Here is a 21092-nt window from a genome sequence, read left to right as displayed (position 1 = left end):
GCAGCTCCTACAGGGAGTAGGCATGTCGATGCCGGCTGCGATCTGTTCGGTTTTTCAGAGGAAATGTGATGCGCGTTTGGATAGATGCCGACGCCTGCCCACGGGCGGCCAAGGACCTGGTAGTGAAGTTCGCTCTCAAGCGCCAGTTTGAAGTGGTGCTGGTGGCCGGCCAACCGCAAATCAAGCCGGGCCTGTCACTGGTGAAATTGATCGTGGTGCCCAGCGGCCCGGATGCAGCGGACGATTATCTGGTGGAACACGCAGTGCCGGGCGAGCTGGTGATTTGCAGTGACGTACCGCTGGCCGACCGATTGGTGAAGAACGGCGTCACCGTGCTGGATCCGCGAGGCAAGGAGTTTGACGCGCAGAACATGGGCGACCGGCTGGCTGTACGTAACCTGTTCACCGACCTGCGTGAACAAGGCCAGATGAGCGGGGGGCCAGCGCCCTTTGGCGAACGTGAGAAGCAAGCGTTCGCCAATTCGCTGGACCGTATCCTGACTCGACTGTCCCGCAAGCCCTGAGCCCACCTCCAACCTGAGACGAAATCCTGTGAGCGGCCCCCTGTGGAAGCGAGCCTGCTCGCGATGACACCGGCACAGTCAACATCGCTTGCGGCGGCCACTCCGCTATCGCGAGCAGGGTCGCTTCCACACTGCCCATGCCCACACTCATGCCTGCATCACACGTCGTTTTCGTGAGTCAGTTCGAGCACGCGATCCACCAGTTTGTTAATCCCTGAGGCCGCTTCACTGATCGACTGCGCCAGCATGTACGCTGGCGTGCTCACCAGTTTGCGCGCCTTGTCTTCGACAATGTCGGTGACCGCGCACTCGGCATGGGTCGCCCCCATCTTGTTCATGGCCGCGGCGGTATCGGCATCGTTGCCGATGGTGCAGGTCACACCTGGGCCGTAGATCTTCGCCGCCAGGGCGGGCGAGATGCAGATCAGCCCGACTGGCTTGCCTGCTTCGGCAAAGGCTTCAGTCAGCGCCAGGACGTCAGGTTGCACGGTACAGCCGGCACCTTCGATGGCGAAGTTCGACAGGTTCTTCGCCGCACCGAACCCGCCAGGCACGATCAGCGCATCGAAGTCCTCGACGCTGGCCTCGCGGATGTCCTTGATGTTCCCACGGGCGATCCGCGCCGATTCAACCAGCACGTTACGCGACTCGGGCATTTCCTCGCCCGTGAGGTGGTTGATCACATGCAACTGCGAGATATTGGGGGCGAAACACTGCACCTGAGCGCCACGCTGGTCCAGCCGCAACAGGGTGATCACGCTCTCGTGGACCTCGGCACCGTCGTAGACGCCACAACCGGAAAGGATCACTGCGATTTTTTTGCTCATGGGCTTTTCTCCTTGTTCATGGCGTTAAATGTCCACTAATTCGCCACTCGTTGCCATAGGGATAATGTGCGGTAACAACCAGGGCGCGCCGCCCCAACATGGGGCTGGCCCGGAGCAGAAGGCTTTCTAAATGGATCGCAACGAAGCCAGGGTGTTCATTATTTGCGAGCGTCTGTCACGCGGCGTGGCGACGCGCGCAGGGGGGCGACGTGCGGGGGGCGCATCGGGTGAGCAGGAGCGGTCTCTACGGGGTGCAGGGACCGTTTTATTCGGTGGGCGTCTTGGGCGCTGCGGCCTTGGCCTGTTCAGCTTTCAATGCCTGCTCGTCGGCATAGACTTTTTTTGCCAGCTGGGCGTTCTTGAAGCGCCGGCGCAGCCACAGGCCCACGCCCAGGACCAGCAGGGCGCCCAGCACCCATAGCTCGTACTTCTTGACGCTGCCAAGCATGCCTTCCAACACGGCACCAAAATGATACGCGGCCGCCGCCAGTGCCGAAGCCCAGATCGCCGCGCCAATCCCGTTCAGCAACAGATAACGTCCCGGTGGATAGCCCGACAGACCGATCGCCACGGGCATTACCGTGCGTAACCCGTAGACGAAGCGGAAGCTCAGGACCCAGATGTCCGGGTGCTTGCGGATGTGTTCCAGCGCCCGATCGCCCATCAACTGCCAGCGCGGCTTGCGCGCCAGCAATTTGCGCCCGTGCTTGCGGCCAAGGAAATACCACAGCTGATCGCCCGCATAACTGCCACAGAACGCGACTATGGTGACGATCTTGATGTCCATGTAACCGCGGAACGCAAGGAAGCCCGCGAGTACCAGAATGGTTTCGCCTTCGAAGAACGTGCCGAGAAAGAGGGCGAAATACCCGAATTCCTGAAGAAATTGCTGGAGCATTGTCTGGGTGCTGGCGAAATGAACGCGCAGCCTAACCCTTCGGGCACATTCATGAAAGTGTCCAAATGTGTCTCGACGTGAACATTTCCTGCAAGGACAATGGAATGCGACTACCTGTCACAGGTGTGCACATAACTGTAATACGACGGTCATAATGGCAGCTTATAACTGTCACGCTCGCCCGCCAGCGCGGGCTCAGGAGTCTGCCGTGAGCTTTACCCCCGCCAACCGCCTGTTCCCAGCCACCCGTCTGCGACGCAATCGTCGTGATGATTTCTCGCGCCGCCTGGTTCGTGAAAACGTCCTCAGCGTCGACGATCTGATCCTGCCGGTATTTGTACTGGACGGTGAGAATCGTCGCGAAGCGGTGGCGTCAATGCCGGGCGTCGAGCGCCTGACCATTGATCTGTTGCTTGAAGAGGCCGCCAAGTGGGTCGAGCTGGGTATTCCCGCGCTGGCGTTGTTCCCCGTGACGCCGGCGGAGCTCAAGTCGCTGGACGCGGCCGAAGCCTGGAACCCGAATGGCATTGCCCAGCGCGCCACCCGCGCATTACGTGCGCAGTTCCCCGAGCTGGGTGTGATCACCGACGTTGCCCTGGATCCGTTCACTACCCACGGCCAGGACGGTATTCTCGATGAAGAAGGCTATGTGCAGAACGACATTACCGTCGATGCACTGGTCCGCCAGGCCCTGTCCCATGCCGAAGCCGGCGCCCAGGTGGTGGCGCCGTCCGATATGATGGACGGGCGCATCCAGGCGATCCGCGAGGCGCTGGAGCTGGCCGGTCACGTTAACGTGCGAATCATGGCCTACTCGGCAAAATACGCTAGCGCCTATTACGGTCCCTTCCGCGATGCGGTGGGTTCGGCGCTGAACCTGGGCAAGGCCAACAAGGCTTCCTACCAGATGGACCCGGCCAACAGCAACGAGGCGCTGCACGAAGTGGCGGCGGACTTGTCAGAAGGCGCGGACATGGTCATGGTCAAGCCAGGCATGCCGTATCTGGACATCCTGTGGCGGGTCAAAGAAGAATTCAAAGTGCCGACGTTTGTTTATCAAGTCAGCGGCGAATACGCCATGCACATGGCGGCGATCCAGAATGGCTGGTTGAGCGAAGGGGTGATACTCGAATCCCTGACCGCTTTTAAACGCGCAGGCGCCGACGGCATCCTGACCTACTTTGCCGTCCGTGCCGCTCAATTGTTACGAGAGCAAAAATAGCCCTCCCAGGAACATTCCATGAATACCGAAGGACTCACTGAAGTTGCCGTAAAAGAGGCTCAACCCGTGGTGGAGCAAGTCGCCGAAACACCGCCGGAGCTGGAGCCAGCGCCACCCGCAGTGGTCGTCGAAGCCGCGGTGGCGGCACCGGCGATTGCCATTCCCGGCCTGGATGACAGCAGCCTGTACATCCATCGCGAGCTTTCGCAGCTGCAGTTCAACATTCGCGTGCTGGAACAGGCACTGGATGAGTCCTACCCGTTGCTGGAGCGGCTGAAGTTCCTGCTGATCTTCTCCAGCAACCTGGACGAGTTCTTCGAGATTCGTGTGGCCGGCCTGAAGAAGCAGATCACCTTCGCCCGTGAGCAGGCGGGCGCCGATGGCCTGCAACCGCATCAGGCCCTGGCACGCATCAGCGAGCTGGTGCATGGTCATGTCGACCGCCAGTACGCCATTCTCAACGATATTCTGCTGCCGGAGCTGGAGAAACATCAGGTCCGCTTCATCCGTCGCCGTCACTGGACCACCAAGATCAAGACCTGGGTGCGCCGGTTCTTCCGCGACGAGATTGCGCCGATCATCACGCCGATCGGCCTTGACCCGACTCACCCGTTCCCGTTGCTGGTGAACAAGAGTCTGAACTTCATCGTCGAACTGGAAGGCATCGATGCGTTTGGCCGCGACTCTGGCCTGGCGATCATCCCTGCTCCGCGCCTGCTGCCGCGAGTGATCAAGGTGCCGGAGGAGGTGGGCGGCTCCGGTGACAACTATGTGTTCCTGTCGTCGATGATCCACGCGCACGCCGATGACCTGTTCCAGGGCATGAAGGTCAAGGGCTGCTATCAGTTCCGCCTGACCCGTAACGCCGACCTGGCGGTCGACACTGAAGACGTTGAAGACCTGGCCCGCGCGCTGCGTGGCGAGCTGTTCTCCCGTCGTTATGGCGATGCGGTGCGACTGGAAGTGGCTGACACTTGCCCCAAGCACCTCTCCGACTACCTGCTCAAGCAGTTCAATCTGCACGAGACCGAGCTGTATCAGGTCAACGGGCCGGTCAACCTGACCCGTTTGTTCAGCATCACCGGCCTCGACAGCCAGCGCGAGCTGCAATACCTGCCATTCACCCCGCAGATTCCGAAACTGCTGCAGAACAGCGAGAACATCTTCAGCGTGATCAGCAAGCAGGACATCCTGTTGCTGCACCCGTTCGAGTCGTTCACCCCGGTGGTCGACCTGTTGCGCCAGGCCGCGAAAGACCCGCATGTATTGGCCGTGCGCCAGACGCTGTACCGCTCCGGTGCCAACTCGGAAATCGTCGACGCGCTGGTGGATGCTGCCCGTAACGGCAAGGAAGTCACCGCGGTGATCGAATTGCGCGCGCGGTTCGATGAAGAGTCCAACCTGCAACTGGCCAGCCGCCTGCAAGCGGCCGGTGCAGTGGTGATCTACGGCGTGGTGGGGTTCAAGACCCACGCCAAGATGATGCTGATCCTGCGTCGCGAGGCCGGGGAGATCGTGCGGTACGCTCACTTGGGCACCGGCAACTACCACGCAGCCAACGCCCGTCTGTACACCGACTACAGCTTGCTGACCTCCGACGATGCGTTGTGCGAGGACGTGGGCAAGCTGTTCAGTCAGTTGATCGGCATGGGCAAGACCCTGCGCATGAAGAAACTGCTGCATGCGCCGTTCACCCTGAAAAAGGGCATGCTCGACATGATTGCCCGGGAAACGCAGTTCGCCCTGGAAGGCAAGCCGGCACACATCATTGCCAAGTTCAACTCGCTGACTGATCCGAAGATCATTCGCGCGCTGTACAAGGCCAGTCAGTCCGGGGTGCGCATCGACCTGGTCGTGCGCGGCATGTGCTGCCTGCGCCCGGGCATCGCCGGGGTTTCGCACAACATCCATGTGCGCTCGATCATCGGGCGCTTCCTGGAGCATACGCGGGTGTTCTACTTCCTCAATGGCGGGGAAGAGCAGATGTTCCTCTCCAGCGCCGACTGGATGGAGCGCAACCTCGACAAGCGGGTCGAGACTTGCTTCCCGGTAGAAGGCAAGAAGCTGATTATGCGGGTCAAGAAAGAGCTGGAGCTGTACCTGACTGACAACACCCACAGCTGGAGCTTGCAGTCGGACGGCCGTTACATCCGCAACACGCCTACCGGCAACCAGAACCCGCGCAGTGCGCAGGCGACGTTGCTGGAGCGGTTGGGCAGCCCGATCCTGGCAGTGCGTTAAGCCTCAAGGGGCATAAAAAATGGCGATCCCTGCGGATCGCCATTTTTTTGTCCCTGTGAAGGCAAGACTCGCCGGCAGTGGCATTCGCAAGATTGCGGCATTCCCTGTAGGGCACTACCGGACGTTGAGGGTGAAGCCCACCCGGGTAAGCCACTCCGCTTCCAGGGCAAAATCCGCCTGGGTCAGCTGGTTTTCATCCAGCCAGTTGGCCGGGAACAACACATCCAGGCTGTCGCCATTGGCCCGCAGGACCACCTGGGGCATTTCCTGGGTGCCACGGATGTGGTGGAACAGGATCGCGAAGCGCAGCAGCACGCACAGGCGGATCAGCTTGCTGCCGTCACTGCCGAACTCGGCAAACTTGTCCCGGGGAATGTTACGGCGATGGCCGCGCACCAGCAGTGCGAGCATCTGCTGGTCTTCGCGGGAGAATCCGGCGAGGTCCGAGTGCTCGATCAGGTAGGCGCCATGCTTGTGGTAATGATAGTGAGCGATGTCCAGGCCCACTTCGTGGACCTTGGCCGCCCAGCCCAGCAGTTCGCGCCAGACACCGTCATCCAGGTCCCAATCTTCGGCTACCTGGTCGAAGGCGTGCAGCGCCTTGCGTTCTACCCGCGCCGCTTGCTCCAGGTCGACGTGATAACGCTCCATCAGCGAGCTCAGGGTGCGCTCACGGACGTCTTCGTGATGATGACGGCCCAGCAGGTCGTAGAGCACCCCTTCACGCAGTGCGCCTTCACAGTGGTCCATGCGTTGCAGTTCAAGGGCGTCGAAGATGGCTTCGAGGATCGCCAGGCCGGCCGGGAAGATTGCGCGACGGTCGGGCTTGATGCCTTCGAAATCGATTTTGTCGGCGTCCCCCAGCTTGAACAGCTTGCGCTTGAGCCAGGCCAGGCCCTCGGCGTTGACTTCGCCGCTGCCATGCCCGCCGGCCTTCAGTGCCAGGCCGATCGCGCGGATGGTGCCCGAGGAGCCAATGGCTTCGTCCCAGGTCAGGCGGTGCAGAGCATGTTCAATGCTCATGATCTCGAGCCGCGCCGCCGTGTAAGCCTGGGCGTAGCGAGCCGGTGTGACCTTGCCGTCCTTGAAATAGCGCTGGGTGAAGCTCACGCAGCCCATTTGCAGGCTTTCGCGCAGCAGTGGCTCGAAGCGCTGGCCGATGATGAACTCGGTACTGCCGCCGCCGATGTCGGCCACCAGGCGCTTGCCCGGGGTGTCGGCGAGGGTGTGGGACACGCCAAGGTAGATCAGGCGCGCTTCTTCCCGGCCGGAGATGACTTCCACCGGGTGACCGAGGATTTCCTCGGCGCGACGGATGAATTCATTGCGATTACGCGCTTCGCGCAGGGCGTTGGTGCCCACGATGCGCACGGCGCCCTGGGGCATACCGTTGATCAGTTGGGCAAAGCGTTTCAGGCAGTCGAGCCCGCGCTGCATGGATTCTTCGTTGAGCTGGCGCTCTTCGTCGATACCTGCTGCCAGCTGAACCTTCTCCCCGAGACGCTCGAGAATACGGATTTCGCCGTTCTGGGCCTTGGCCACGACCATGTGAAAGCTGTTGGAGCCCAGGTCGATTGCGGCGATCAGGGACAGATTCTTGGCTTGGGATTGCGGCATGGTCTGGAGGTCTCGGTCGATAACCTCGACATCGTGCCACGATCAAAGGCTGACGCCAACGCGCAGTGTTCAAACCCTTGATCCTGCGCAACCCTGTAGATGACCGCTGCGCAGGCAATCGCGGCAAGCCCGCTCCCACAGGTTTTGGCGTCGAACACACAATCCTGTTTCAACACATGATCCTGTGGGAGCGGGCTTGCCCGCGATAAGGCCATCACAGGCCCTGCAGAACTTTCAGACTGTCGCCTCCACGGTCCCAATAAAGTTCGCCAGCTCTGCCGTCTGCGGGTTGGCAAACAAGATCTTCGGGTCTCCCACCTCATGCACCCTGCCCAGGTGCATGAACACCAACTTATCCCCAACCTCCCGGGCAAAGCGCATTTCGTGGGTGACCATGATCAGCGTCATACCGTCTTTGGCCAGTTGCCGAACCACACTCAGCACCTCATTGACCAATTCCGGGTCCAGCGCCGAGGTGATTTCGTCGCACAGCAACACCTTTGGCGACATCGCCAATGCCCGGGCGATTGCCACGCGTTGCTGCTGCCCGCCGGACAACCGATCCGGGAATGCATCAAACTTTTCCCCGAGCCCGACCCGCTCCAGCATTTCGCGCGCCAGTTCCCGGGCTTTGGCCTTCGGTACCTTCTGCACAACTTGCGGGGCGAGCATCACGTTTTCGCCAACGGTCAGGTGGGGGAACAGGTTGAACTGCTGAAACACCATCCCGACCTTCTGTCGCAGAGTGCGCAGGTCGGCACGGGCGGCGTCGAGGTATTCGCCGTCGACTTCAATCACGCCATCATTGATCGACTCCAGGCCATTGAGCGTGCGCAGCAAGGTCGATTTGCCCGAGCCACTGCGGCCGATGATGGCCACCACCTGGCCTTCCTCGACACTGAGGTCGATGCCTTTGAGCACGTGGTGATCGCCGTAATATTTATGCAGGGCGGAAATTCTAAGCAGAGGCATGCAGTCTCCTTTCCAGGTAGCGCGCACTGAGGGACAAGGGGTAGCAAAGCAGGAAGTAACCGAGGGCGACGAGGCCATAGACCATGAACGGTTCGAAGGTCGCGTTGGCGAGCATGCCTCCGGTTTTGGTCAGCTCGGTGAAGCCGATGATCGAGGTGACCGCCGTGCCTTTGACCACTTGCACCGAAAAGCCCACGGTTGGCGCCACGGCGATGCGCAGCGCTTGCGGCAGGATCACGTAGCGCAATTGCTCCAGCGGGTTGAGCGCCAGGCTCGATGAGGCTTCCCATTGGCCGTTGGGGATCGAGTCGACGCAGCCGCGCCAGATCTCCGCCAGGTAGGCACTGGTAAACAGGGTCAGTGCTACGGCCGCGGCCATCCACGCGGAGATTTCCACACCCGCCAGCGCCACACCGAAAAATACCAGGAACAACTGCATCAGCAGCGGCGTGCCCTGGAACAGTTCGATGTAGGTGCGCGCGATATTGCGCGGCAAGGCTTTCTTCGAGATGCGCATGACCATGACCAGCAGGCCGATCAGCCCGCCGCCAATGAACGCCACGAGCGACAGCGCCAGCGTCCATTGCAGGCCCGTGAGCAGGTTGCGCACGATGTCCCAGAAGGTGAAATCGCTCATTGGCTGCTCCTTGCGATGTAACGACGGCCGATCCAGTTCAGCAGCTGGCGAATCAGCAACGCCATGCACAGGTAGATCAGCGTGGTCAGGGCATAGGTTTCAAAGGCGCGGAAGTTGCGCGACTGAATGAAGTTGGCGGCGAAACTCAGCTCTTCGGTGGCGATCTGCGAGCAGACCGCCGAGCCGAGCATGACGATGATGATTTGGCTGCTCAGGGCTGGCCAGACCTTGCCCAGCGCCGGCAGCAGGATGACGTGGCGAAACGCTTCGAAGCGAGTCATCGCCAGCGCTGCGGCGGCTTCCAGCTGGCCTCGGGGGATCGCCTGAATGCCGGCACGGATGATTTCCGTGGAATAGGCGCCCAGGTTGATCACCATCGCCAGTACGGCGGCCTGCCATTCGGAAATCTGCACACCCAGTGACGGCAGGCCGAAGAAGATGAAAAACAACTGCACCAGGAAGGGTGTGTTGCGGATCAACTCGACGTAAACCCCGAAAATCACCGAGAACGGGCGAATGTTCCACGCCCGTACCAGCGCGCCGACGATGCCGAGCGCCACCCCGAATACCGCGCCAATGGCGGTCAGTTCAAGGGTGAACAACGCACCGCGCAGTAGCAGGTCGGTATTTTGCACCACCGGTAGAAAGTCGAACTGATAAGCCATGTCAAATCTCCCGAGCGACGATCAGAGATCGGCCGGCAGTGGCTCTTTCAGCCAGGTCTGGGAGTTTTTCTCCAGTGCGCCGTCTGTTTTAGCAGTAGCGAGGATCTGGTTGACCTTGCCCAGTAGCGCCGGCTCGTTCTTGTTCACCCCGACGTAGACCGGCGAATCCTTGAGCTTCACTTTCAAAGCCGGCACGCGCTTGGGGTTCTTCTCGCTGATCGCCACCATCACCACGTTGCCGCTGGCGATCAGATCGACCTGGCCGGCGAGGTAGGCGGCGATGGTCGAATTGTTGTCTTCAAAGCGCTTGATGGTCACGCCTTGCGGGGCCACCTTGGTCAGCTCGATGTCTTCGATGGCGCCACGGGTGACGCTGATGGTCTTGCCCTTGAGGTCATCCAGCGTCTCGATCGTGGCCTCTGGCGGGCCGAACACCGCGAGGTAAAAGGGCGCGTAGGCGCTGGAGAAGTCGATGACCTTCTCGCGTTCGGCGTTCTTGCCAAGGCTGGAAATCACCAGGTCGACCTTGCCGGTGGTCAGGAACGGAATGCGGTTGGTGCTGTTGACCGGGGTCAGTTCGAGTTTGACCTTGAGCTGGTCCGCCAGCAGCTTGGCAGTGTCGATGTCCAGGCCGCGAGGCTTCATGTCCGGGCCCACCGAGCCGAAGGGCGGGAAGTCCTGTGGCACGGCTACTTTGAGGACGCCGCGCTTGACCACGTCCTCCAGGCCATCGGCGTGGGCGGGCGCCTGGCTCAGCATCAGGCTGGCAAACAGGGCTGCGAGGAGGGCGCTGTAACGCTGGGTCATGGCAAATCTCCGAATCGGCGAGAAGTGATTTCTGCGGATCGACAGAGCACGGGCCATGCCAAGTATCGGTTTCGGGTGGCACAGCCCCCGGGTTTACTGGGTTTGCTCGGTCTTACTGGTCTGAACAGTTGAGCCCTGATTCGCACCCTGATAGCGCATCGTCATAACTCTGCGAACCCCCATGGGGCACGACTTGCCGGACGCTGCGAATAGCTTTAAAACTGTCCGCTCATTCATCCGGTTCGTCTGAAAAACCATGAATTCCATCTCCCGAGCCGTTCCTGAAGTGGCGCTGCAAGCCATCCGTAAACTGATCACCGAGCAGGGGTTCGGGCCGGGGGATGCCTTGCCCTCGCAACGGGACCTGGCGGTGCAATTGGGCGTGAGCCGGGCGTCGTTACGCGAAGCGCTGTCGTCGTTAAGTGCCCTGGGGCTGATCAGCATCCAGCCGGGCAAAGGGGTGTTTGTGCAGGCGCCCGTGGACCTGGCGCGGTCCGACGCGGCGTTGAGCTGGCCCTTCGCGGCACAGGCGTCGCCCCTGGACATCTTCCAGTTGCGCTATGCCCTGGAGGGGTTTGCTGCGGGCTTGGCAGCGGTGACGTTAAGTACTGTCCAGCTCGATGCGCTGGAAGACAACGTGGCCGCGATGCGCAACGAGTTGAAGGTGGGCGACTTTGAAGCGGCGGCGCGCCTTGATTTCGAGTTTCACCGGCGCATCCTGCTGGCCAGCGGCAATCAGGCGATGCTGAGTATCCTGACCGCCAGTGCCGACATCTTCCTGGAGAGCCAGAAGCTACCGTTCATCCGGGCCGAGCGCGCCATGGAAACCTGGCAGGAGCACCGCAAGATTCTCCGCGCACTGGCACGCCGGGCGTCCGGGGCCGCACAGAAGGCGATGCAGGAACACGTGCGCAATGCCGCGCTGCGCACCGGAATTGCCTTCATCGCCCCCGCCGCCTGATGAATTGAGCTATACCCAAACTCATGCGGCACCATAGCAAGAGTCAATCATCTGCAGCTTCCTGAACGAGGGAAGGGCGGCTATGATGGGCCACGTTTTTTTGCTTACAACCTGGAGACTTCCATGAGCAGCGATCTTATCAAACACGTTAGCGACGCTAGCTTCGAGGCCGATGTACTGAAGGCCGAAGGCGCTGTGCTGGTCGACTACTGGGCTGAATGGTGCGGCCCTTGCAAAATGATCGCTCCTGTCCTGGACGAGATTGCAGAAACCTACAAAGGCAAGCTGACCGTTGCCAAGCTGAACATCGACGAAAACCAGGAAACCCCGGCCAAGCACGGCGTGCGCGGTATCCCGACGCTGATGCTGTTCAAGAACGGTAACGTTGAAGCGACCAAGGTCGGCGCACTGTCGAAGTCGCAATTGGCCGCTTTCCTGGACGCCAACATCTAAGCGTCGTCATAAAGTGTCTGAAAAAAGGCCCCGCTATTTGCGGGGCTTTTTCGTTATCGAGGGCTAGACGCTCCGAAACTCAGGTGGTACATTCGGCCCCGCACTGGTTTCTCCTTTGCCCCCTGCTAGCCGTCGCCGACGCACTCCTTTTCGAATAAGTACGCGATCCTGTCGCCTTCTCTGCGGCGCGGCCTCATTAAGCCAAAAGCTTAATTTCCCCCCTCCATAAATGATTACGTCATTCCTATATGAATCTGACTGAACTCAAGCAAAAGCCGATTACCGAACTGCTCGAATTGGCCGAACAGATGGGCATAGAAAATATGGCCCGTTCGCGCAAGCAGGACGTGATTTTCTCCCTGCTCAAAAAGCACGCGAAAAGCGGCGAGGAAATCTCCGGTGATGGCGTGCTGGAGATTCTCCAGGACGGCTTCGGCTTCCTTCGCTCCGCTGACGCTTCCTATCTCGCTGGCCCAGACGATATCTACGTCTCGCCAAGCCAGATTCGTCGCTTCAACTTGCGCACCGGTGACACCATCGTTGGCAAGATCCGCCCTCCCAAGGAAGGCGAGCGTTATTTCGCGCTGCTCAAGGTCGACACGATCAACTACGATCGTCCCGAGAATGCGAAAAACAAGATTCTCTTCGAGAACCTGACCCCGTTGTTCCCGACTGTGCGCATGAAGATGGAAGCCGGCAACGGTTCCACCGAAGACCTCACCGGTCGGGTCATCGACCTGTGCGCCCCGATCGGCAAAGGCCAGCGTGGTTTGATCGTGGCACCGCCGAAAGCCGGTAAGACCATCATGCTGCAGAACATCGCAGCCAACATCGCGCGTAACAATCCTGAAGTTCATCTGATCGTGCTGCTGATCGACGAGCGTCCGGAAGAAGTAACCGAAATGCAGCGCACCGTGCGTGGCGAAGTGGTTGCCTCGACGTTCGATGAGCCGCCAACCCGCCACGTGCAGGTTGCCGAGATGGTGATCGAGAAGGCCAAGCGCCTGGTCGAACACAAGAAAGACGTGGTGATCCTGCTCGACTCCATCACGCGTCTGGCTCGTGCCTACAACACCGTGATCCCGAGCTCCGGCAAGGTACTCACCGGTGGTGTCGATGCCCACGCCCTGGAGAAACCGAAACGTTTCTTCGGTGCCGCGCGGAACATCGAGGAAGGCGGTTCGCTGACCATCATCGCCACCGCGCTGGTTGAAACCGGCTCGAAGATGGACGAAGTGATCTACGAGGAATTCAAAGGCACGGGCAACATGGAACTGCCGCTGGATCGTCGTATCGCTGAAAAGCGCGTCTTCCCGGCTATCAACATCAACCGTTCCGGCACTCGCCGCGAAGAGTTGCTGACGGCCGATGACGAGTTGCAGCGCATGTGGATCCTGCGCAAGCTGCTGCACCCGATGGACGAGATCGCTGCCATCGAGTTCCTGGTCGACAAGCTGAAAACGACCAAGACCAACGATGAGTTCTTCCTGTCGATGAAACGCAAGTAAGTCGATAGATCAGCAAAAGCCGGGGAAACCCGGCTTTTTGCTATCTGATTTTTGATCAATGGCAGTTCGTGGTTCTGAACAGCGGGGTTCGGCGCTAAACTGCCTCCCCCGAACGCCACGGCCAAAACGAGGCTCACGCATGCAGTATCGCGACTTGCGCGACTTTATCAGCGGTCTGGAAAAGCGCGGCGAGCTCAAGCGCATCCAGGTTCCGGTGTCCCCTGTGCTGGAAATGACCGAGGTGTGCGATCGCACCTTGCGCGCCAAGGGCCCCGCGCTGCTTTTCGAAAACCCGACGGGTTATGACATCCCGGTGCTCGGCAACCTGTTTGGTACGCCTGAGCGCGTGGCGCTGGGCATGGGGGCGGAAGCCGTCAGCGAGTTGCGCGAGATCGGCAAGCTGCTGGCCTTCCTCAAGGAGCCCGAGCCGCCCAAGGGCCTGAAAGACGCCTGGTCCAAGCTGCCGATTTTCCGCAAGATCATCGCCATGGCGCCAAAAGTCGTCAAGGATGCGGTCTGCCAGGAAGTGGTCATTGAAGGCGACGACGTCGACCTCGCGATGCTGCCAGTGCAGACCTGCTGGCCAGGCGACGTCGGCCCGCTGATTACCTGGGGCCTGACCGTCACCAAAGGTCCGAACAAGGACCGCCAGAACCTCGGTATTTACCGTCAGCAAGTGATCGGCCGCAACAAGGTGATCATGCGGTGGCTCAGTCACCGGGGTGGTGCGCTGGATTACCGCGAGTGGTGTGAGAAGCATCCTGGGCAGCCGTTCCCGGTTTCCGTAGCGCTTGGCGCTGATCCGGCGACCATTCTCGGCGCCGTGACACCGGTGCCGGACAGCCTGTCTGAATACGCCTTCGCCGGTTTGCTGCGCGGCAACCGCACCGAACTGGTGAAGTGCCGTGGCAATGACCTGCAAGTGCCGGCCACCGCCGAGATCATCCTTGAAGGTGTGATCCATCCGGGTGAGATGGCGGATGAAGGTCCGTACGGTGACCACACCGGCTACTACAACGAAGTCGACAGCTTCCCGGTGTTCACGGTGGAGCGCATCACTCACCGCATCAAGCCGATCTACCACAGCACCTACACCGGCCGTCCGCCGGATGAACCGGCGATTCTCGGCGTGGCCCTGAACGAAGTGTTCGTACCGATTCTGCAAAAGCAGTTCCCGGAGATCACCGACTTCTACCTGCCGCCCGAAGGCTGCTCGTACCGCATGGCTATCGTAACCATGAAGAAGTCATATCCCGGCCATGCCAAGCGGGTAATGTTGGGTGTCTGGTCGTTTTTGCGACAGTTCATGTACACCAAGTTCGTTATCGTCACTGATGACGATATCAACGCGCGAGACTGGAACGACGTGATCTGGGCCATCACCACGCGCATGGACCCCAAGCGCGATACGGTGATGATCGACAACACGCCGATCGACTACCTGGACTTCGCTTCGCCGGTATCCGGCCTGGGTTCGAAGATGGGGCTCGATGCCACGCATAAATGGCCGGGTGAAACCACTCGCGAGTGGGGCCGGGTCATCGTCAAGGACGAAGCCGTGACCAAACGGGTCGATGCCATCTGGAATCAGTTAGGAATAGATTGATGCGTGTAACTTTGCAGCCTTCCGGAGCGGTGCTACAGATTCTGCCCGGCGAGCGGATTCTCGATGGGGCGCGGCGCCTGGGCTACGACTGCCCGCAAAGCTGTCGCAACGGCAACTGTCATGTGTGCGCCGCGCTGCTGGTGGAAGGCCGCGTCGAGCAGAGCGGCGATGTGCGCGATCACGGTGAGTTCTACACTTGCATTGCGCAGCCGCTGGAAGACTGCGTCGTGCTGTGGGATGGGGTGCTCTCGCTGGGAGAATTACCTGTGCGTAGCTTGGCGTGTCAGGTCATCGAGTGCCGGGACGTGGGTGGCGACACCTGGCGCGTCAGCTTGCGAGCGCCTGCCGGCAAGCCGCCGCGCTATCACGCCGGGCAGTATCTGATGATCGAGCGGGAGAATGGCGAGAAGTCGGCCTTTTCCCTGGCCTCGGCGCCCCATTCGGGCCGGGACCTGCAAATACACGTGCTGGCGCGCGAAAGCAGTGCGCTGAGCCTGGTAGATCAGCTGCAACGCAAGGCGATGGTGCGCATCGAGATGCCATTTGGCGACACCCACCTGGCGGAGTTGCCCGACGGCCCGCTGGTGCTGATCGCTGCGGGAACCGGCATGGGCCAGATTCATAGCCTGATCGAGCACTGTCGAGCCGCAGGTTTCAAGCATCCGGTCCACCTGTATTGGGGCGTGCGTCGGCCTGAAGATTTCTATGAAATCGAGCACTGGGACGAATGGCTGAAGCTGCCCAACCTGTTCCTGCATAAAGTCGTGAGCGATCAATGCGGCTGGGAAGGGCGTTGCGGCATGCTGCACGAGGCGGTCTGCGAGGACTTCGCCGACCTGAAGCCGTTGCATGTCTACGCAAGTGGCTCGCCAGCGATGGTGTACGGCACGCTGGACGCGCTGGTAGAAGCCGGGATGGACGCGCATCAGATGCGTGCGGATGTATTTGCGTATGCGCCGCGATCTTGATCCGCGATCTTGATCCTCGATCTTGACCTGCGATTCTGACCTTGCCCTTGTAGGAGCTGCCGCAGGCTGCGATCTTTTGACTTTGCCTTGAAAATCAAAAGATCGCAGCCTTCGGCAGCTCCTACGCTTTGTATCCTTATAACCTCCTATATAGCTGATCGGTATTTATAGATTATTATAAATACCGGTAGGTTATATCTCATCAAGGCAATCATTTAAGAACTCTGCCATGGCACTTAAATTGCCTTAAAACATATGTGCCTTATTGTTACAGCGGTGCGTTCTATTAAGTAATTCTTCACTCGCGGGGAGCTGAACGCTAATCGCCATGAGCGCCATTGAATCTGCTTTTCTGAATCTGGCTTACCCTCCGCAGCTCGATCTGGGGCCGCAGCTCACTCACGAACAATTGCTCAGCTCGATGCAGTCCACCATGGCGCGCCACAAAGGTGGGCCGGTATGGCTGTTCGCTTACGGTTCCTTGATCTGGCGGCCCGAGTGCCCGGCTGTAGAGCGGGTACGCGGTCGGGTGCATGGCTATCATCGCGGTTTGTACCTGTGGTCGCACGAGCATCGCGGCACGCCTGAAGTGCCCGGGCTGGTATTCGGCCTGGATCGCGGCGGCTCCTGCAGCGGCTTCGCCTATCGCCTGCCGGAAGAACAGCTGGATGCCTCGCTGTATGCGCTCTGGCAGCGTGAAATGCCATTCCCTTCCTATCGCCCACACTGGCTCAACTGCCGTCTCGAAGACGGAAGTCAGGTCCAGGCATTGGGGTTCGTGTTGGAGCGACACTTGCCCAGCTACGCCGGCAACTTGCCGGACCACGTGCTGAGTCAGGTATTCGAAAATGCTTGCGGGCGCTACGGCACTACTCGCGATTACGTCGAGCAGACCGCCCACGCCTTGCGTAGCCACGCCATGCCAGACCGGAATCTGGAGGCGCGGCTCAAGCGCTGCAAGTCCTCAGTGGATCAGGCGACCGCTTCGCGGCTCTGACTGGCCACTTGCTTGTGCCACAGCGTGGGTGCCAGGAAGGCCATGGCCAGCAGGCACGCGCCGATCAATAGCACGAAGCCGCCGTCCCAGCCGAAGTGGTCCACCGTGTAGCCCATCGCCGCACTGGCCGCCACCGATCCACCCAGGTAGCCAAACAGGCCGGTAAAGCCCGCCGCCGTACCGGCTGCCTTCTTCGGCGCCAGTTCCAGTGCCTGCAGGCCGATCAGCATGACCGGTCCGTAGATCAGGAAGCCGATCGAAACCAGCGCGATCATGTCGACGGTCGGGTTGCCGGCCGGGTTCAGCCAATACACCAGAGTGGCCACGGTCACCAGTGCCATGAACACCATGCCGGTCAGGCCGCGGTTGCCGCGGAAGATCTTGTCCGACATCCAGCCGCACAACAGCGTGCCCGGGATACCAGCCCACTCGTAGAAGAAGTATGCCCACGAGGTTTTATCAACGGTGAAACCCTTGGCTTCCTTGAGGTAGGTCGGTGCCCAGTCCAGCACGCCGTAGCGCAGCAGGTAGACGAAGACGTTGGCCAGGGCGATGTACCAGAGCATTTTGTTGCGCAGCACGTACTTGACGAAGATTTCCTTGGCGCTGAATTCTTCTTCATGGCTGGCGTCGTAGCCTTCCGGATAATCGTTCTTGTACTTCTCGATGGGCGGCAGGCCGACCGATTGTGGCGTATCGCGCATGGTGGCAAAGGCAAATACCGCCACGGCCAAGGCTACGGCTGCTGGCACATAGAAGGCCGCATGCCAGTCATTGAACAGGCCCATGCCCAGCAGGAACAGCGGGCCGATCAAGCCGCCGCCGACGTTGTGCGCCACGTTCCACAGCGACACCACGCCGCCGCGTTCCTTTTGCGACCACCAGTGGACCATGGTCCGGCCACTCGGCGGCCAGCCCATGCCCTGGGCCCAGCCGTTGATGAACAGCAGGATGAACATAATGGTCACGCTGGACGTCGCCCATGGCGCGAAACCGAAGATGAACATGACCCCGGCCGACACCAGTAGCCCGAACGGCAGGAAGAAGCGCGGGTTCGAGCGGTCGGAGACGATGCCCATCAGGAATTTCGACAGGCCATAGGCAATGGCGATGGCAGACAGCGCCAGGCCCAGCTCGCCGCGGGTGTAACCCTCTTCGATCAGGTAGGGCATGGCCAATGAGAAGTTTTTGCGCAGCAGGTAGTATCCGGCGTAGCCGATAAAGATACCGGCAAAGATCTGCCAGCGATGGCGTCGGTAAGTACTGTCTATTTTGTCTTCAGGCAAAGGAGCCTGATGTGCGGCAGGACGAAAGAAAGCAAACATTCAAGAGCTCCAGATTCTTGTTTTGACTGCGGATGCGAATGTTACAGTTTCGTTACCGAAAATAGCACCGGTTGCCATCGACCAAACAGCGGAAATGTTCGAGATCGCATGTTCTTTTACGAACATGTCGCTCAGGCATAAATGAAGGACGTTGCAGGAAGGATTGCTTTGGCTGCGCTCACGCACTCGGGCGCACGCTTTAGCCAGGTTTCAGGAGAAATGTCCTGCGTGCGTACCGGAAGTCATTACGTTCTTTTTCGGTTTTTCGGCCTGTAAACGATGCAGGAAGCCGTTCGCGAATCGATTCATGGAGGAAGTCCGGCTGAGGAGTTGACCTGGACGGGGTGGGTCCAGGCCAGACCGCTCCAGAGCTTTAGCGAACTTGCACCACCACCTTGCCGACCGCCTTGCGCTGTCCAAGGTCATTGATTGCCTGTGCCGCATTGCTGAGCGGATACACCTGCGACACCAGAGGCTTCAATTTGCCTTCAGCGAACCAGCCAAACAGCTGCTGGAAGTTCGCCGCATTGTCTTGCGGCTGGCGTTGGGCAAACGAGCCCCAGAACACCCCGACTACCGCTGCGCCCTTGAGCAACGCAAGGTTCACCGGCAGTTCCGGAATGCGCCCACTGGCAAAACCCACTACCAGCAGGCGGCCGTTCCAGGCGATGGCGCGGATGGCCTGGTCGAACAGGTCGCCGCCGACCGGGTCGTAGATCACGTCGGCGCCCTGGCCATCGGTCAGGCGTTTGATCTCATCCTTGAGGCTGGTTTCGCTGTAGTTGATCAGCTCATCTGCGCCGGCCGCCTTGGCCACTGCAAGCTTTTCCGCGCTGCTGGCGGCGGCGATCACCCGTGCGCCCATGGCTTTGCCGATTTCCACGGCGGCCAGGCCGACCCCTCCGGAGGCGCCCAGTACCAGCAGGGTTTCACCCGGCTGCAGGTTGCCTCTTTGCTTGAGCGCGTGCATTGAAGTGCCGTAGGTCATGCTGAACGCTGCGGCGGTGTTGAAGTCCATCGACGACGGAATCAGCAACACGTTATAGCCTGGCACCGCCACCTGCTCGGCGAAACTGCCCCAGCCGGTCAAGGCCATGACGCGGTCACCGACCTTCAGATGGCTGACTTTTTCACCGACCGCACTCACTACGCCAGCCGCCTCGCCACCAGGGGAAAACGGGAAGGGCGGCTTGAACTGGTATTTGCCCTCGATGATCAGCGTGTCCGGGAAATTGACCCCGGCAGCGTGCACGTCCAGCAGGATTTCATTCTTTTTTGCGACAGGGCTGGCGACGTCTTCCAGCACCAGCGATTCGGCAGGGCCGAAGGCTTTGCACAGCACGGCTTTCATCAGGGCTATTCCTTTGGGAGTGATGGCCGATAAGTGTAGGTGTGTGAGTCAACGGGTCAACGAGCATGCCTCGCCCTGATAGTCAGCCATAAGCTTGTGCTGACGCAGCGGGTCGTTATGCTAGGCCGCAAACCGGATAAGGAGCGAATTGTGAAAGCGTGGACCGTATTGATGCTGGCCCTGTGTCTGCCGGTGGCAGCGATGGCCGAAGAAGCCAAGGAAGAAGTAGCGCCGAAGGTCAACTACATCACCCTGACCCCGCCATTTGTGGGCAACTACGGCCTGGACGGCACTCCCAAGCTCAAGGTCTACAAGGCGGATGTCGCCTTGCGCGTCACTGGGGATGAGGCGACCAAGCTGGTGAAGGCCAACGAGCCGTTGATTCGCAATCAGCTGGTGGCGCTGTTCGCGCAGCAGACGACCGAGGCGATGAACAATGTGGAGGCCAAGGAGAAACTGCGTCAGGAAGCCTTGAAGCAGACCCAGCAAATCATGAATGACGAGACGGGCAAGCCGGTGGTTGAGGATCTGTTGTTCAACAACCTTATTATCCAGTAAGCCTTTCTTTGTCTGATTTAAACCTCAAAAGATGGCAGCCAGCGGCAGTTCCTGTCTGTGAGCGCGAACGCCTGAAGGCGCTGTCGCAGGCTGCGATCTTTGTGCATTAGCGCAAAGCAATCACCGCCGCCCATTGCTCAGGGGTAACCGGCATCACCGACAGCCGCGAGCCTTTGTGCACCAGCGGCATCTCGGCCAGCGCCGCCTGCTGTTTCAGGTAGTCCAGCTTCAACACCTTGGCAAACGTCTCCACATGGGCGACATCAATCGCGCTCCAGGCGGTTTTCTCGGCCGTGGCCTTCGGGTCGTAGTAATGGCTTTCAGGCTCCAGAGCCGTAGGGTCCGGGTATGCGGCTTCAATGATCTTGCCGATCCCGGCGATCCCCGGTTCCGGACAGCTGGAGTGATAGAAGAAAAACTCGTCGCCTACCGTCATGGCCCGCAGGAAATTGCGCGCCTGATAGTTGCGAACCCCGTCCCAGCGCGCAGTGCCCAACTTTGCCAGGTCCTTGATGGACAGTTCGTCGGGCTCGGATTTCATCAGCCAATAGGCCATGGTTTTGCTCCTTGCGAAGTCAGTGGGCAAGTTGTCGGGCAATTTTATGACAAACCGACAGTCGGTTGACGCCAGCGTTTGCGTGTAGGGTCCCGTTGTCGCAAAATGCCGGCCTTCTTAGCTTGACGCTGCTGCACGGCCTACAACGGAAACCGCTGCTGTCATCGTGTTGATATGCCTTTGGGGGGCAATCGATGAAACGCAAACCGGATTTACTATGGATTTTGGTTATTTTGTTCGGCCTCGGCGTCGTGACCACCGGTTATGCCCAAAGTCTGTGGAGCAACAAGACTGACGCTCCTATGGAATTGACCCAGCAGCAACAGCCGTCGGCCTTCAAGCGCTGATCTGATTTCCGGACGCCGCACCTGTAGGAGCAAAGCTTGCTCGCGACGGCGG

The 21092-nt window shown here is 60.0% G+C and carries 21 protein-coding genes; 11 read left to right on the top strand and 10 right to left on the bottom strand.

Going from position 1 to position 21092, the window contains the following annotated elements; all coding sequences use genetic code 11:
* Nucleotides 1-68: 68 nt before the first annotated feature.
* Complete coding sequence (locus EQV97_RS10960) at nucleotides 69-524, top strand: YaiI/YqxD family protein (RefSeq protein ID WP_045059668.1); 456 nt, start codon at nucleotides 69-71, stop codon at nucleotides 522-524.
* Between the two features lie 158 nt (nucleotides 525-682).
* Here EQV97_RS10960 and elbB read toward each other — a convergent pair whose 3' ends face one another.
* Nucleotides 683-1351, bottom strand: coding sequence for an isoprenoid biosynthesis glyoxalase ElbB (gene elbB, locus EQV97_RS10955; protein WP_045059667.1), 669 nt, complete (start codon nucleotides 1349-1351; stop codon nucleotides 683-685).
* A 265-nt stretch (nucleotides 1352-1616) separates the two neighbouring features.
* Complete coding sequence (locus tag EQV97_RS10950; protein WP_122841040.1) at nucleotides 1617-2249, bottom strand: DedA family protein; 633 nt, start codon at nucleotides 2247-2249, stop codon at nucleotides 1617-1619.
* 208 nt (nucleotides 2250-2457) lie between these two features.
* Between EQV97_RS10950 and hemB the strand changes: the two genes are divergently transcribed.
* Together hemB and ppk1 are read left to right on the top strand one after the other, a co-directional pair.
* Nucleotides 2458-3471: a porphobilinogen synthase gene (gene hemB, locus EQV97_RS10945; RefSeq protein WP_122841041.1), complete on the top strand. Its 1014-nt coding sequence runs from the start codon at nucleotides 2458-2460 to the stop codon at nucleotides 3469-3471.
* Nucleotides 3472-3489: 18 nt separating this feature from the next.
* Entirely contained in the window at nucleotides 3490-5712 is a 2223-nt protein-coding gene (ppk1, locus tag EQV97_RS10940; RefSeq protein ID WP_122841042.1) for a polyphosphate kinase 1, read from the top strand.
* 114 nt (nucleotides 5713-5826) lie between these two features.
* Here ppk1 and ppx read toward each other — a convergent pair whose 3' ends face one another.
* The 5 genes from ppx to EQV97_RS10915 form a co-directional block, all read right to left on the bottom strand.
* A complete protein-coding gene (gene ppx, locus EQV97_RS10935; protein ID WP_122841045.1) occupies nucleotides 5827-7329 on the bottom strand; it encodes an exopolyphosphatase in 1503 nt (500 codons plus the stop codon).
* Nucleotides 7330-7563: 234 nt separating this feature from the next.
* A complete protein-coding gene (locus EQV97_RS10930; RefSeq protein ID WP_240888931.1) occupies nucleotides 7564-8301 on the bottom strand; it encodes an amino acid ABC transporter ATP-binding protein in 738 nt (245 codons plus the stop codon).
* On the bottom strand, nucleotides 8288-8938 hold the full coding sequence (locus EQV97_RS10925; protein WP_122841046.1) for an amino acid ABC transporter permease: 651 nt from the start codon (nucleotides 8936-8938) through the stop codon (nucleotides 8288-8290). Before EQV97_RS10925 ends, EQV97_RS10930 begins: the two co-directional genes overlap by 14 nt.
* On the bottom strand, nucleotides 8935-9603 hold the full coding sequence (locus tag EQV97_RS10920; RefSeq protein ID WP_045059660.1) for an amino acid ABC transporter permease: 669 nt from the start codon (nucleotides 9601-9603) through the stop codon (nucleotides 8935-8937). The genes EQV97_RS10925 and EQV97_RS10920 overlap by 4 nt, the downstream gene beginning before the upstream one ends.
* A 21-nt stretch (nucleotides 9604-9624) precedes the next feature.
* Complete coding sequence (locus EQV97_RS10915) at nucleotides 9625-10410, bottom strand: transporter substrate-binding domain-containing protein (protein WP_122841047.1); 786 nt, start codon at nucleotides 10408-10410, stop codon at nucleotides 9625-9627.
* Nucleotides 10411-10666: 256 nt separating this feature from the next.
* On the opposite strand from EQV97_RS10915, the gene EQV97_RS10910 reads away from it, so the two are divergent.
* The 6 genes from EQV97_RS10910 (at nucleotide 10667) to EQV97_RS10885 (ending at nucleotide 16903) form a co-directional block, all read left to right on the top strand.
* Nucleotides 10667-11371 (top strand): FadR/GntR family transcriptional regulator, encoded by a 705-nt coding sequence (locus tag EQV97_RS10910; protein WP_045059658.1) that lies wholly within the window; start codon nucleotides 10667-10669, stop codon nucleotides 11369-11371.
* A 123-nt stretch (nucleotides 11372-11494) separates the two neighbouring features.
* Entirely contained in the window at nucleotides 11495-11824 is a 330-nt protein-coding gene (trxA, locus tag EQV97_RS10905) for a thioredoxin TrxA (RefSeq protein ID WP_003206727.1), read from the top strand.
* A gap of 248 nt (nucleotides 11825-12072) precedes the next feature.
* Nucleotides 12073-13332, top strand: coding sequence for a transcription termination factor Rho (rho, locus tag EQV97_RS10900; protein WP_007942421.1), 1260 nt, complete (start codon nucleotides 12073-12075; stop codon nucleotides 13330-13332).
* A 139-nt stretch (nucleotides 13333-13471) separates the two neighbouring features.
* Entirely contained in the window at nucleotides 13472-14938 is a 1467-nt protein-coding gene (gene ubiD, locus EQV97_RS10895; RefSeq protein ID WP_045059657.1) for a 4-hydroxy-3-polyprenylbenzoate decarboxylase, read from the top strand.
* Nucleotides 14938-15906: a CDP-6-deoxy-delta-3,4-glucoseen reductase gene (locus EQV97_RS10890; protein ID WP_122841048.1), complete on the top strand. Its 969-nt coding sequence runs from the start codon at nucleotides 14938-14940 to the stop codon at nucleotides 15904-15906. Before ubiD ends, EQV97_RS10890 begins: the two co-directional genes overlap by 1 nt.
* Nucleotides 15907-16234: 328 nt before the next feature.
* Complete coding sequence (locus EQV97_RS10885; RefSeq protein ID WP_122841049.1) at nucleotides 16235-16903, top strand: gamma-glutamylcyclotransferase; 669 nt, start codon at nucleotides 16235-16237, stop codon at nucleotides 16901-16903.
* Here EQV97_RS10885 and glpT read toward each other — a convergent pair.
* Both glpT and EQV97_RS10875 read right to left on the bottom strand, forming a co-directional pair.
* Nucleotides 16879-18228 (bottom strand): glycerol-3-phosphate transporter, encoded by a 1350-nt coding sequence (gene glpT / locus EQV97_RS10880; protein WP_122841050.1) that lies wholly within the window; start codon nucleotides 18226-18228, stop codon nucleotides 16879-16881. The genes EQV97_RS10885 and glpT overlap by 25 nt on opposite strands.
* Before the next feature lie 373 nt (nucleotides 18229-18601).
* The gene (locus EQV97_RS10875; RefSeq protein WP_240888930.1) at nucleotides 18602-19579 is read right to left on the bottom strand and encodes an NADPH:quinone oxidoreductase family protein; all 978 of its coding nucleotides are present in this window, start codon (nucleotides 19577-19579) and stop codon (nucleotides 18602-18604) included.
* A 150-nt stretch (nucleotides 19580-19729) separates the two neighbouring features.
* Between EQV97_RS10875 and EQV97_RS10870 the strand changes: the two genes are divergently transcribed.
* Nucleotides 19730-20137, top strand: a complete 408-nt coding sequence (locus tag EQV97_RS10870) for a flagellar basal body-associated protein FliL (protein ID WP_045059652.1) — start codon at nucleotides 19730-19732, stop codon at nucleotides 20135-20137.
* 106 nt (nucleotides 20138-20243) lie between these two features.
* On the opposite strand, the gene EQV97_RS10865 is transcribed toward EQV97_RS10870, so the two are convergent.
* Complete coding sequence (locus EQV97_RS10865; protein ID WP_240888929.1) at nucleotides 20244-20693, bottom strand: EVE domain-containing protein; 450 nt, start codon at nucleotides 20691-20693, stop codon at nucleotides 20244-20246.
* 194 nt (nucleotides 20694-20887) lie between these two features.
* Here EQV97_RS10865 and EQV97_RS10860 point away from each other — a divergent pair, with 194 nt between their 5' ends.
* On the top strand, nucleotides 20888-21040 hold the full coding sequence (locus EQV97_RS10860) for a hypothetical protein (RefSeq protein WP_122841054.1): 153 nt from the start codon (nucleotides 20888-20890) through the stop codon (nucleotides 21038-21040).
* Nucleotides 21041-21092 lie beyond the last annotated feature (52 nt).

The organism is Pseudomonas sp. TMW22090 (genome assembly GCF_022496665.1).
Taxonomy (GTDB): Bacteria; Pseudomonadota; Gammaproteobacteria; order Pseudomonadales; family Pseudomonadaceae; genus Aquipseudomonas; species Aquipseudomonas gregormendelii.
Note: the sequence above shows the minus strand (reverse complement) of the source record. Positions and strands in the feature narration are given on the sequence as shown.